The sequence below is a fragment of the Streptomyces sp. NPDC058579 genome (assembly GCF_042718575.1).
In the GTDB taxonomy this organism is placed as follows: domain Bacteria; phylum Actinomycetota; class Actinomycetes; order Streptomycetales; family Streptomycetaceae; genus Streptomyces.
Genome location: NZ_JBHXPI010000001.1, coordinates 21,684 through 33,352, shown reverse-complemented (window position 1 = coordinate 33,352; position 11,669 = coordinate 21,684). Strand labels below are relative to the sequence as shown.

General features: G+C 70.8%; 12 protein-coding genes. 5 read left to right on the top strand and 7 right to left on the bottom strand.

Annotated features, from left to right (window positions below):
* Positions 1–27 precede the first annotated feature (27 nt).
* Both ftsH and folE read left to right on the top strand, forming a co-directional pair.
* Complete coding sequence (gene ftsH / locus ACFWRO_RS00170) at positions 28–2,049, top strand: ATP-dependent zinc metalloprotease FtsH (RefSeq protein ID WP_384502836.1); 2,022 nt, start codon at positions 28–30, stop codon at positions 2,047–2,049.
* Between the two features lie 97 nt (positions 2,050–2,146).
* Entirely contained in the window at positions 2,147–2,752 is a 606-nt protein-coding gene (gene folE, locus ACFWRO_RS00165; protein WP_384502834.1) for a GTP cyclohydrolase I FolE, read from the top strand.
* An 18-nt stretch (positions 2,753–2,770) separates the two neighbouring features.
* Here the strand turns inward: folE and ACFWRO_RS00160 are convergent, their stop codons facing one another.
* The 6 genes from ACFWRO_RS00160 to ACFWRO_RS00135 all read right to left on the bottom strand — a co-directional run bounded on the left by ACFWRO_RS00160 (position 2,771) and on the right by ACFWRO_RS00135 (position 7,706).
* Positions 2,771–3,262: a DUF3180 domain-containing protein gene (locus ACFWRO_RS00160; protein WP_384502832.1), complete on the bottom strand. Its 492-nt coding sequence runs from the start codon at positions 3,260–3,262 to the stop codon at positions 2,771–2,773.
* Between the two features lie 49 nt (positions 3,263–3,311).
* Positions 3,312–3,911 (bottom strand): 2-amino-4-hydroxy-6-hydroxymethyldihydropteridine diphosphokinase, encoded by a 600-nt coding sequence (folK, locus tag ACFWRO_RS00155; protein ID WP_384502830.1) that lies wholly within the window; start codon positions 3,909–3,911, stop codon positions 3,312–3,314.
* Entirely contained in the window at positions 3,908–4,267 is a 360-nt protein-coding gene (folB, locus tag ACFWRO_RS00150) for a dihydroneopterin aldolase (protein WP_158988273.1), read from the bottom strand. The genes folK and folB overlap by 4 nt, the downstream gene beginning before the upstream one ends.
* Positions 4,268–4,469: 202 nt before the next feature.
* Positions 4,470–4,928 (bottom strand): nuclear transport factor 2 family protein, encoded by a 459-nt coding sequence (locus ACFWRO_RS00145; RefSeq protein WP_384502828.1) that lies wholly within the window; start codon positions 4,926–4,928, stop codon positions 4,470–4,472.
* Entirely contained in the window at positions 4,925–5,788 is an 864-nt protein-coding gene (folP, locus tag ACFWRO_RS00140) for a dihydropteroate synthase (RefSeq protein ID WP_384502826.1), read from the bottom strand. The genes ACFWRO_RS00145 and folP overlap by 4 nt, the downstream gene beginning before the upstream one ends.
* A gap of 76 nt (positions 5,789–5,864) precedes the next feature.
* Complete coding sequence (locus ACFWRO_RS00135; RefSeq protein ID WP_384502824.1) at positions 5,865–7,706, bottom strand: phosphatidylglycerol lysyltransferase domain-containing protein; 1,842 nt, start codon at positions 7,704–7,706, stop codon at positions 5,865–5,867.
* A 168-nt stretch (positions 7,707–7,874) separates the two neighbouring features.
* Here ACFWRO_RS00135 and ACFWRO_RS00130 point away from each other — a divergent pair, with 168 nt between their 5' ends.
* The gene (locus tag ACFWRO_RS00130) at positions 7,875–8,987 is read left to right on the top strand and encodes an alpha/beta hydrolase (RefSeq protein ID WP_384502822.1); all 1,113 of its coding nucleotides are present in this window, start codon (positions 7,875–7,877) and stop codon (positions 8,985–8,987) included.
* Here the strand turns inward: ACFWRO_RS00130 and ACFWRO_RS00125 are convergent.
* Complete coding sequence (locus ACFWRO_RS00125; RefSeq protein WP_384502820.1) at positions 8,974–10,119, bottom strand: ABC transporter ATP-binding protein; 1,146 nt, start codon at positions 10,117–10,119, stop codon at positions 8,974–8,976. The two genes, ACFWRO_RS00130 and ACFWRO_RS00125, sit on opposite strands and share 14 nt — an antisense overlap.
* 143 nt (positions 10,120–10,262) lie before the next feature.
* Here ACFWRO_RS00125 and ACFWRO_RS00120 point away from each other — a divergent pair, with 143 nt between their 5' ends.
* Both ACFWRO_RS00120 and ACFWRO_RS00115 read left to right on the top strand, forming a co-directional pair.
* Positions 10,263–10,949, top strand: a complete 687-nt coding sequence (locus ACFWRO_RS00120; protein WP_384502819.1) for an ABC transporter permease — start codon at positions 10,263–10,265, stop codon at positions 10,947–10,949.
* Between the two features lie 3 nt (positions 10,950–10,952).
* Complete coding sequence (locus tag ACFWRO_RS00115; RefSeq protein WP_384502817.1) at positions 10,953–11,612, top strand: ABC transporter permease; 660 nt, start codon at positions 10,953–10,955, stop codon at positions 11,610–11,612.
* Positions 11,613–11,669: the final 57 nt, after the last annotated feature.

Here is an 11,669-nt window from a genome sequence, read left to right as displayed (position 1 = left end):
GGGACGGGGCGTTCTCGCTCCGTATGGATGGACGTGAAGCGATACTTCCGTGGGCCGGTCATGTGGATCGTGCTGGCCGTCCTCGCCGTGGTCGTGCTGATGCAGGTCGTCGGCTCGTCCGAGGGCTACAAGACGGTGGACACCAGCAAGGTCGTCCAGGCGATCAATGACAAGCAGGCCGATCAGGTCAAGCTGACGACCGGTGACGAACAGGTCATCAAGGTCGAACTCAAGAAGGACGCCGACAAGAACAAGTACGGCGGCAGCACCAAGATCCAGGCCAGCTACATCGGTGACCAGGGCGCCAACCTGACCACCACGCTCCAGGAGCAGTCCGCCGCCGGCGACCTCGACAAGGGCTACACCGTCTCCCCGGAGCGGCAGAGCCCCTTCCTGTCGGTGCTGCTCTCGCTGCTGCCCTTCGTACTCATCGTGGTCGTCTTCCTGTTCCTGATGAACCAGATGCAGGGCGGCGGCTCCCGAGTCATGAACTTCGGGAAGTCCAAGGCCAAGCTCATCACCAAGGACACCCCGAAGACCACCTTCGCCGACGTGGCAGGCTCCGACGAGGCCGTCGAGGAGCTCCACGAGATCAAGGAGTTCCTCCAGGAGCCGGCGAAGTTCCAGGCCGTCGGCGCCAAGATCCCCAAGGGTGTGCTGCTCTACGGCCCGCCCGGAACCGGCAAGACCCTCCTCGCCCGCGCCGTCGCGGGCGAAGCCGGCGTGCCGTTCTACTCGATCTCCGGTTCCGACTTCGTCGAGATGTTCGTCGGTGTCGGTGCCTCCCGAGTCCGCGACCTCTTCGAGCAGGCCAAGGCGAACGCCCCGGCGATCGTCTTCGTCGACGAGATCGACGCCGTCGGCCGACACCGCGGTGCCGGCCTCGGCGGCGGACACGACGAGCGCGAGCAGACCCTCAACCAGCTGCTCGTCGAGATGGACGGCTTCGACGTGAAGGGCGGCGTCATCCTGATCGCCGCCACGAACCGCCCCGACATCCTCGACCCGGCCCTCCTGCGCCCCGGCCGCTTCGACCGCCAGATCGCGGTCGACCGCCCGGACATGCAGGGCCGTCTGGAGATCCTCAAGGTCCACCAGAAGGGCAAGCCGGTCGCCCCGGACGTCGACCTGGGCGCAGTCGCCCGCCGCACGCCCGGCTTCACGGGTGCCGATCTCTCCAACGTCCTGAACGAAGCGGCGCTCCTCACCGCCCGCTCGGACAAGAAGCTGATCGACAACCACGCGCTGGACGAGGCGATCGACCGCGTGGTCGCGGGCCCGCAGAAGCGGACCCGGATCATGTCGGACAAGGAGAAGAAGATCACCGCGTACCACGAGGGCGGCCACGCCCTGGTCGCGGCGGCCTCGCCGAACTCCGACCCGGTCCACAAGATCACGATCCTGTCCCGCGGCCGTGCCCTGGGCTACACGATGGTGCTCCCGGAAGAGGACAAGTACTCCACCACCCGCAACGAGATGCTCGACCAGCTGGCGTACATGCTGGGCGGGCGTGCGGCGGAGGAGCTCGTCTTCCACGACCCGACCACGGGCGCGGCGAACGACATCGAGAAGGCCACGACCACCGCTCGCGCGATGGTCACGCAGTACGGCATGACCGAGCGGCTCGGCGCGATCAAGTTCGGTGGCGACAACACCGAGCCGTTCCTGGGCCGTGAGATGGGGCACCAGCGCGATTACTCGGAAGAGGTCGCCGCGCTGGTCGACGAAGAGGTCAAGAAGCTCATCGAGACCGCGCACAACGAGGCGTGGGAGATCCTCGTCGAGAACCGTGACGTCCTCGACAACCTGGTCCTGCAGCTCCTGGAGAGGGAGACGCTGGGCAAGGAGGAGATCGCCGAGATCTTCACCCCGATCGTCAAGCGCCCGGCCCGCCCGGCCTGGACGGGCTCGTCCCGCCGCACGCCGTCCACCCGTCCGCCGGTCCTCTCCCCCAAGGAGCTGGCCCTGACGAACGGCGCAAACGGCAGCGCACCGGTGGACACCACCAAGGCGATCGAGGTCGCCCCCGAGGAGGCCCCGGAGGCCTGACCTCCGCCCACCCGGAATGGAAGCCGCGCCCCCACAGGTTTTAGCCTGTGGGGGCGCGGCACATTTCGCGCCATGAGGCAGACGGAACGAGGCACACATGACCGACCCGGTGACACTGGACGGCGAGGGCACGATCGGCGACTTCGACGAGAAGCGCGCCGAGAACGCCGTACGAGAGCTCCTCATCGCGGTCGGCGAGGACCCGGACCGCGAGGGCCTGAGGGAGACGCCGGCGCGGGTGGCGCGGGCGTACCAGGAGATATTCGCGGGCCTGCGGCAGCAGCCGGAGGACGTGCTGACCACCACGTTCGACCTCGGGCACGACGAGATGGTGCTCGTGAAGGACATCGAGGTGTACTCGACATGTGAGCACCACCTCGTCCCGTTCAGGGGCGTGGCGCACGTCGGCTACATCCCCTCGACGTCCGGCAAGATCACCGGTCTGTCCAAGCTGGCCCGGCTGGTCGACGTCTACGCCCGCCGCCCGCAGGTGCAGGAGCGGCTGACCACGCAGGTCGCCGACTCGCTCATGGAGATCCTGGAGCCGCGCGGCGTCATCGTCGTCTTCGAGTGCGAGCACATGTGCATGTCGATGCGCGGCATCCGCAAGCCGGGCGCGAAGACCATCACCTCGGCTGTGCGCGGCCAGCTCCGCGACCCCGCGACCCGCAATGAGGCCATGAGCCTGATCATGGCGCGATAGCGCCGTCCGTCGACGGCGTCAGGAGACCGGCGCCGCGCCCTTGCCGTTCGAGTCGTTGTCGTCTTCCGGGAGCTTGCAGACGCGTTCCAGGAAGAGGGCGGCGGCGATGACGGCGAAGCCGGCCAGGACCGAGAAGCCGGCGTAGATCGCCTGGTCGCGGCGGGACGGGATGTCCAGGGAGCCCAGGAGGAAGACGCCCGTGCCGCCGTACATACCGGCGACCAGGGCGGCGACGAGCGCGCTCGCCTGGCCGAAGACCACGGCGCGGGCCGCCATCAGCGGCTCGACGCCCTTCGCGCCGGGGCGGCGCTCGCGCTGGGCCTTCAGGCGGGCGCGGATGGAGAGGGCCGTGGCGGTCAGGACGGCCGCGATCGACGCGAGGACGATCGGCGCCGCGAGCGGCACGCTCGGCAGGGTGCCGACCGCGTCCCAGAGGCGCGCGGCGCCCCAGGACAGGATTCCGGCCGCGATGAACAGTCCGGCCAGAACCTTGAGCCGCAGTTGTTTCACCGGGTGTCCTTCGTGTCGTCTCGCGGGGGGTCTTCCACGAGCCTAACGACTACTCGGGCAGACGGAGTTCCAGGTCGGTGCGCGGCACGATTCCGTCGTGCTCGACGGTGGTGAGGAGGTGGGCGACGGTGCCGTGTCCCGGGAGCTGGGCTTCGGGGTCGACGTCGTGCCAGGGGGCGAGGACGAAGGCGCGTTGGTGGGCGCGGGGGTGGGGCAGGGTGAGGACGGGGTCGTCGGAGACCACGTCGGCGTAGGCCACGATGTCGACGTCGATGGTGCGGGCGCCCCAGCGCTCCTCGCGGACCCGGTGGAAGGCCTCCTCGACGGCGTGCGCGCGCTCCAGGAGGGAGCTGGGCGGCAGGGTCGTCTTCACGAGGGCGACGGCGTTGAGGTACGAGGGCTGGGAGCCGGGCTCGACGCCCCAGGGCTCCGTCTCGTACACGGGGGAGACGGCCTTGACCCGGAGGCCCGGGGTGTCTTCCAGGGCGTCGACGGCGCCCTGGAGGGTCTCCAGGCGGTTGCCGAGGTTGGCGCCGAGGGCGATGACGGCCCACTTGGGGTTGGACAGGGTCACGTCGGCGGCGTCGACGGCCTCGACGACGGAGGCCGGTACGGGCTGCACGGTCGGGTCGCTGTGCGTGGCTTTCATACTCGGCTCCGGGTGATGGTGATGGTCACGTCGTCGAAGGGGACCGTGATGGGCGCGTCCGGCTTGTGGACGACGACCTCGACCTCCTGGACGCCGGCGTGCTTGAGGCACTGCTGGGCGATCCGTTCGGCGAGGGTCTCGATGAGGTCCACGGGCTCGCCCTGGACGACGTCGACGACTTCCTCGGCGACGACGCCGTAGTGGACGGTCTTCGTCAGGTCGTCGTCGGCGGCCGCGGGGCGGGTGTCCAGGCCGAGGACGAGGTCGACGATGAAGGTCTGGCCTTCCTCGCGTTCCTTGGGGAAGACGCCGTGGTGTCCTCGGGCCTTGAGGCCGCGCAGCGCGACACGATCCACGCGAATCACTCCTGCTGTCGTAGTTCTTGAGGCCACGCAGCCGGGTGCGGACGGCCGGGTGTCCAGCATCGAATCTACCTGCGGGCACCGACAGCGCTTGCCCATGGGGGTTCGGGCGGTGGCCACAGGGGACTGGGTGCGGCCCCTACCCAGGGGGCCGGATTCCAACCCCCGGGCTCACCCGATCGGCCCCCGGATCCCGTCAGGCGCCCGGCTCGTCGTCCTCTTCGTCGTCCGATTCGGTGAGGACGGGGGAGCCGTGGTGGGACCAGATCTTCCAGCCGTCGAATGTGTGCCGGAACACATTGGTGGCGACCACGAGCTGCCCGACGAGGGGGCCGAGCTCGGCGCCGTCCTCGGCGGGTCCGCCGCTGAGGATGTTCTCGGTGCAGGTGACGACGGCGACGTCGCCGCCGAGGGAGATCTTGACGTCGGTGAGGAAGAACTGGATGTACTCGGTGTTCGCCATGATCAGCGCGTACGAGCGGAGGACTTCGCCGCGTCCGGAGAGCACGGGCCAGCCGGGGTGGACGCAGCTGATGGGGGTGGCGCCGTCGTCGAGCCAGAGGGCGGAGACCGCTTCGAAGTCGCCGAGTTCCATCGCCTCGTAGAAGGCGGTGTTCGCGGCTTCGACCGCCGTGGTGTCGGTCTGGTGGGTCACCGGGCTCCTTCGACGGCCCTGGCGACGCGTACGGCGTCGGCGGTGGCCCTGACTTCGTGGACGCGGACGGCCCAGGCGCCCTCGTGGGCGGCGATGGCGGAGACGGCGGCGGTGGCGGCGTCGCGTTCGCGGGCGGGCGGCGGGCTGGCGCCCTTGTGGGCGGTGAGGACGTGGCCGAGGAACCGTTTGCGGGAGGCGGCGACGAGCAGGGGCCTGCCGAGGGCGCGCAGTTCGGGGAGGTGGGCGACGAGTGCGAGGTCGTGGGGGGCGAGCTTGGCGAAGCCGAGGCCGGGGTCGATGACGATCCGTTCGGGGGCGATGCCGCCTTCGACGACGGCGTCCATGCGCCGGCGCAGTTCGGTGACAACGTCGGTGACGACGTCCTCGTAGACGGCGAGGCTGTTCATGTCCTGGCTGAAGCCGCGCCAGTGCATGACGACGAAGGGGACTTCGGCGGCGGCGACGGCGGGGACCATCGCGGGGTCGGCGAGGCCGCCGCTGACGTCGTTGACAAGTGCGGCGCCCGCCTGGACGGCGGCGTGGGCGACGGAGGCGCGCATGGTGTCGACGGAGACGGTGACGCCTTCGGCGGCGAGGCCGCGGACGACGGGGACGACGCGGCGGAGTTCCTCGTCCTCGTCGACGCGGCTGGCGCCCGGGCGGGTGGACTCGCCGCCGACGTCGACGAGGTCGGCGCCCTCGGCGGCCAGGTGGAGTCCGTGTTTGACGGCGGCGGTGGTATCGAACCAGCGGCCGCCGTCGGAGAAGGAGTCGGGGGTGACGTTGACGACGCCCATGACCGCGCAGCGGTCCCACTCCGGCAGGCCCAAGGCCGTGCCCCGGCCGATCGACGTACTCATATGCCCAGCGTAGGGCCCGCTCGGCCGTGCGGACCCTACGGGCCCGTGCGCGCGGGCCCGGCGGCTCATGCCGTCGTCATGCCGCGCGGACCTCGCGGTCGGCCTGCGGGGCGACGATGTGGGCGCAGGGGCGGGGTTCGGCGGCGGCCCTGCGGCGGGCGAAGGGGCGGGGCAGCTGGAGGTTGACGAAGCCTTCGGCCTGCATGGCGGCGAAGCCGATGCGGGGCAGGTCGCGGCTCTTGCGGTAGACGACGAAGCGGGGTTCCCAGCGGGGCCGGAACTTGGCGTTGAACTTGTACAGGGACTCGATCTGGAACCAGCGGGAGAGGAAGACGAGCAGTCCGCGCCAGAGCCGGAGGACCGGTCCCGCGCCGATCTTCTCGCCGCGGGCGAGGGCGGCGCGGAACATGGCGAAGTTGAGGGAGACGCGTTCGATGCCGAGGCGGGGGGATTCCTGGAGGGCGGCGACGATGAGCAGCTCGTTCATGCCGGGGTCGGCGGAGCGATCGCGGCGCATGAGTTCCAGGGACATGCCGTCGGGGCCCCACGGGACGAAGTGGATGATCGCCTTCAGGTCGCCGTAGGGGGTGGTGGTGCCGTCCTCGTCGGTCTTGTGGGCGGTGGCTATGACGGCGTCGCCGTCGCCGGGGTCGCCGATGCGGCCGAGGGCCATGGAGAAGCCGCGCTCGGTGTCGGTGCCGCGCCAGTCGGCGGCGGCGCGGCGGACGCGGGCGAGTTCGCCGTCGCTGAGGTCGCGGACGCGCCGCACCTTGGTGGTGTAGCCGTTGCGCTCGATCCGCTTGACCATTTGGCGCACGTTACGCATGGCGCGCCCGGAGAGGGAGAAATCCGCGACGTCCACCACCGCCTCGTCGCCGAGTTCGAGGGCGTCGAGGCCGGTCTCGCGGGTCCACACCTCACCGCCGGTCTCGGAGCAGCCCATGACGGCGGGGGTCCAGGAGTGGGCCTTGGCCTCGTCCATGAAGCGTTCGATGGCGCCGGGCCAGGCCTCGACGTCGCCGATGGGGTCGCCGCTGGCGAGCATGACGCCGGAGACGACGCGGTAGCAGACGGCGGCCTTGCCGCTGGGGGAGAAGACGACGCCCTTGTCGCGGCGGAGCGCGAAGTGGCCGAGGGAGTCGCGGCTGCCGTGCTTGGCGAGCAGGGCGCGCAGCCGGGTCTCGTCGTCCTCGGTGAGCCGGGCGGCGGGGTGCTCGGGGCGGAAGGCGAGGTAGATGGTGGTGAGGGCGGTGAGCATGCCGAGGGCGCCCAGCGAGTAGCCGACGGTCCAGTCGACGCCGCGGCCGTAGCCGACGGGGCCTTCGAAGCCGAAGAGTCCGTAGAGGACGTGTTCGAGGCGGTCGGTGAGGCTGGGGTTGCCGACGACGACGCGCGGGTGGGCGCTGACGATGACCAGGCCGAGGAGGATCGAGCCGGCGCCCATGAGGACGAAGTTGGCCAGCGCCTTCCAGCGGCTGCGGGGGTCGGGCAGGGCGGCGAACTGATCCCGGTGGCGTACGAGCAGGGCCAGCAGCGCGAGGGAGAGCAGGGCGCCGAGGACGGAGTGGCGCCACACGAACTGGGCGACGGCGCCGAGCGGCAGCAGGACGACGGCGGCCCGCCAGGCGCGGCGCTTGTGGCGCTTGAGGCCGTGGGCGAGGAGCAGGAGGAGGACGCCGACGCTGAGCGAGAGGGCCGCGGAGAGCGGTCCGAGCGTGCCGGGCAGGACCTCGGCGAGGGCGTGCATCCGGCTGGCCCGGAAGCGGGGGAAGACGCCCGCCGCGATGTCGATCAGGCCGATGAGGGTGCAGGCCGTTCCGACGAGAGAGGGCACCTTCTCGGGGCGTGGTCCGCGCAGAATCCGGCGCACCCGAACCGGAACCAATCGTGACTTGTCCCCATCTACCGTGACAGACATCGCTTCCCGTGCTTCCCGTGGCTCCGCGAAAGATTCGTTCTCCGGTGGCCGCGCGGTGGTCAGGGGCGGGCCGGGTCCGGAGGTTCAGCGCCTTCTAGGACGGCTTCGCGGCGGAGCGGGTTCATTCACACCCACAGGAATTTCTCAGGAAGAAGGCTCGGGCGACTCATGGGTCTCACCAGCAACAAGGTCCTGGCGCTGGCGGTCGCGCTGGCGGTGGTGCTCTTCGTGGCCACGGTCTGGCTGTGGCCGCGCCTTGCCCGGGGCGGCGTCCGGGCCGTCCTCGGCAGGATCGGGCTGCTGCTCGCGACCCAGCTCGCGCTGTTCGCCTCGGTGGGCCTCGCGGCGAACAACTCGTTCCTCTTCTACGGGTCCTGGGCCGATCTCCTCGGCCAGGAGCAGGACATGGGGGTGGTCGTCGACCACTCGGCCGGCTCCAAGGACCTCAAGGTCGTCGGCAAGCAGGCGCTGGACGTGCCGGGCGGCTCCAAGCCCTCGGTCGGCGGGCAGATACAGAAGGTCGTCGTCGCGGGCGAGAAGTCGGGCATCAGCTCGCCGGCGTACGTGTACCTGCCGCCGGAGTACTTCCAGAAGGGGTACGAGAAGGCCACGTTCCCGGCCTCCGTGGTGCTCACGGGCTACCCGGGCACGGCGGAGAACCTGCTCAAGGGGCTGAAGTACCCGAAGACCGCCTTCCTCCAGGTCAAGGAGAAGAGGATGCGGCCGATGATCCTGGTGATGCTGCGGCCGACGGTGGCGCCGCCGAGGGACACCGAGTGCGTGGACGTCCCGGGCGGTCCGCAGACCGAGACCTTCTTCGCGCAGGACCTGCCGAAGGCCGTCTCGGAGACGTACCGGGTGGGCACGAAGGCGCGGAACTGGGGGTTCATGGGGAACTCGACGGGCGGCTACTGCGCGCTGAAGATCGCGCTGCACCACCCGGACAGGTTCTCGGCGGGCGCCGGGTTCTCGGCGTACTACAAGGCGGCCGAGGACGTGACGACCGGCGACCTCTTCCGCGGTGACGACAAGGCGCGCAAGCGGGCGAACCTGCTGTGGAGCCTGGACCACGTGCCGCAGGGCAATACGTCGTTCCTGGTGACGACGTCGAAGCAGGGCGAGGGGAACCTGCGCGGGACCCTGGACTTCATCAAGAAGGTCAAGGCCCCGGCGCGGGTCTCCTCGATCACGCTGGACAGCGGCGGCCACAACTTCAACACCTGGAACCGGGAGATCCCGCCGGGCCTGGTGTGGATGAGCGGGCGCCTCAGCGCGAACTGAGCTTCTTGGCCGGCGCGGCGGACTCGGAGGTCTCCGGTTCCGGGGATGCCGCGCGCAGGGCGCGGTGGACGGTGGCCGGGGTGAGCACGCCCGCGTACCGGCCGCCTTCGGCGGGGTCGGTGACGGGCAGCCAGCCGGTGTCGTTCTGCAGCAGCGCGGCCAGTGCCTCCCGGAGGGAGGCGCCGAGCGGCACCGGCTCCGGGGCGGGGCGGGTGCGGCCGGGCTCGTCGGCGGCGACCCAGCCCTCGACGCGGCCGTCCGCGTCGAGGACGACGGACCAGGGGGCGCCGGAGGCCGGGGCGCCGGGGGTCGGTGTGGCGGAGGTCGGGGCGGCCTCGCCCGCGCGCAGTACGGGTACGTCCTCCAGGGCGGCGGCGTCCACGGCGGTGACCGAGAGCCGCTTGAGGCCGCGGTCCGCGCCGACGAAGTCGGCGACGTACGGGGTGGCGGGGGCGCCGAGGACCCGGGCCGGGGTGTCGAACTGCTCGATGGTGCCCTGGCCGTATACGGCGATGCGGTCGCCGAGGCGGACGGCCTCCTCCAGGTCGTGGGTGACCAGCAGGACGGTCTTGCGGACCTGCGACTGCAGGCGGAGGAACTCGTTCTGGAGGCGCTCGCGGACCACCGGGTCGACCGCGCCGAAGGGCTCGTCCATCAGGAGCACGGGCGGGTCGGCGGCGAGCGCGCGGGCCACGCCGACGCGCTGGCGCTGTCCGCCGGAGAGCTGCTCGGGGTAGCGGTTGCCGTACGTCTTCGGGTCGAGGCCGACCAGGTCGAGGAGTTCGGCGGCGCGGGCGCGGGCACGCGCGCGTGGGGCGCCGAGCAGGTGCGGGACGGTCGCGGTGTTGTCGAGGACCGTGCGGTGCGGGAAGAGGCCGACCTGCTGGATGACGTATCCGATGCGGCGGCGCAGTTGGACGGGGTCGATCGCGGCTATGTCCTCGCCGGCGAGGAGGACGCGGCCCTCGGTCGGCTCGATGAGCCGGTTCACCATCTTCATCGTGGTGGTCTTGCCGCATCCGGACGGGCCGACGAGCGTCACCAGTTCACCTTCGGCGACCTCGAAGGAGAGGTCGTCGACGGCGGTCGTGCCGTCCGCGTACCGCTTGGTCACATGCTCGAACCGGATCATGTTCCCCATTCTGACGCCTGAGTGACGGGTGCGTGTGAAGGGCGTGTTGCCGGAATGTGGCGGTCCTCGGCGATTGTCGGTGCCGGGGGATAGGGTCGGTCAGACATACGTTCGGCAACGGCGAGCGACCGGGGGGAGGGTACATGAGCGCGGCGAATTGTCTGGTGGCGAACGACTGGATCTGCGCGGAGTATCTGCGGACGCGCAGCCAGGAATTGACCGACGCGCTGCTCCAGCACGTGGGCATCACGGCCGTGTCCGTCCTCATCGGCATCGCCGTCGCCTTTCCGCTGGCGCTGCTCGTCCGGGCCCGGCCGCGGTTCGCCGGACCGGTCCTCGGTCTGACGACGCTGCTGTACACGGTTCCGTCGCTGGCGATGTTCTCGCTGCTGCTGCCGTTCTTCGGGCTCTCCGCCGCGCTGGTGGTGACGGGCCTCGTGCTGTACTCCCTGACGATTCTCGTACGGAACATGGTGGCGGGCCTGGACGCGGTGCCGGCCGAGGCGCGGGAGGCCGCGCGCGGCATGGGGTACGGCTCGGGGCGGCTGCTCTGGGAGGTCGAACTGCCGCTCGCGCTCCCCGCGTTGATGGCCGGTATACGCATGGCGACGGTCTCCACGATCGCGCTCACGACGGTCGGCTCGATCGTCGGGCGGGGTGGTCTCGGCAACCTCATCGAGGACGCGCTGCCGACGTTCTTCAAGGCGCAGGTGCTCGCGGCCTCGGTGCTGTGCGTCCTGCTCGCGGTGGTAGCGGACCTGCTGCTCCTCGGCGTGCAGCGGCTGCTGACCCCGTGGACCCGAATACGCACGGCGCCGGGGGGCGAGTGAGCGGTGGGGATCGTGGCGGACGCCTGGAGCTGGCTGACGACCGGCGCCAACTGGGCGGGCGACGGCGGGGTGTGGCACCGCCTCGGTGAGCACGCGTACGTCAGCGGGGTCGCGCTGCTGCTCGCCTGCGCGATCGCGCTGCCTCTCGGGCTCTGGCTCGGCCACATCGGCAGGGGCGGCGCGCTCGCCGTGAACATCTCCAACGTCGGGCGGGCGATCCCCGTCTTCGCGGTCCTGGCCCTCTTCATGGTGTCGCCGCTGCGCAACGCCGGGTACGTGCCCACGGTGATCGCCCTGGTGCTCTTCGCGGTGCCGCCGCTGCTCACCAACGCGTACGTCGGGATGCGGGAGGTGGACCGGGCGGTGGTGGAGGCCGCGCGGGGGATGGGGATGTCGGGCGGACAGGTCTTCCGGAAGGTCGAACTGCCGCTCGCCCGGCCGCTGGTCATGACAGGGCTGCGGTCGGCCGCCGTGCAGGTCGTCGCCACCGCGACGATCGCGGCGATGGTCGGCCAGGGGGGCCTGGGCCGGATCATCACCGCCGGTTTCAACACCTACAACACCCCGCAGGTGGTCGCCGGCGCCCTGCTCGTGGCGCTGCTCGCCCTCGTCGTGGAGGCCGCCCTGGTGGGCGCGGACCGCCTCCTTGCCCGACGCGCCTGAACGCCGTATTGCCTGGCTTGGAACGAACCGCTTGTGACACGGAACGAACGACGACTA

What these genes read in the sequence shown, in the direction of transcription:
- ACFWRO_RS00120 (WP_384502819.1), top strand. Translation starts at nt 10,263, where the DNA reads ATGAGCGCGGCGAATTGTCTGGTGGCGAACGACTGGATCTGCGCGGAG.
- ACFWRO_RS00130 (WP_384502822.1), top strand. Translation starts at nt 7,875, where the DNA reads ATGGGTCTCACCAGCAACAAGGTCCTGGCGCTGGCGGTCGCGCTGGCG.
- folK (WP_384502830.1), bottom strand. Translation starts at nt 3,911, where the DNA reads ATGAAAGCCACGCACAGCGACCCGACCGTGCAGCCCGTACCGGCCTCC.
- ftsH (WP_384502836.1), top strand. Translation starts at nt 28, where the DNA reads ATGGACGTGAAGCGATACTTCCGTGGGCCGGTCATGTGGATCGTGCTG.
- folE (WP_384502834.1), top strand. Translation starts at nt 2,147, where the DNA reads ATGACCGACCCGGTGACACTGGACGGCGAGGGCACGATCGGCGACTTC.
- folP (WP_384502826.1), bottom strand. Translation starts at nt 5,788, where the DNA reads ATGAGTACGTCGATCGGCCGGGGCACGGCCTTGGGCCTGCCGGAGTGG.
- ACFWRO_RS00125 (WP_384502820.1), bottom strand. Translation starts at nt 10,119, where the DNA reads ATGATCCGGTTCGAGCATGTGACCAAGCGGTACGCGGACGGCACGACC.
- ACFWRO_RS00135 (WP_384502824.1), bottom strand. Translation starts at nt 7,706, where the DNA reads ATGTCTGTCACGGTAGATGGGGACAAGTCACGATTGGTTCCGGTTCGG.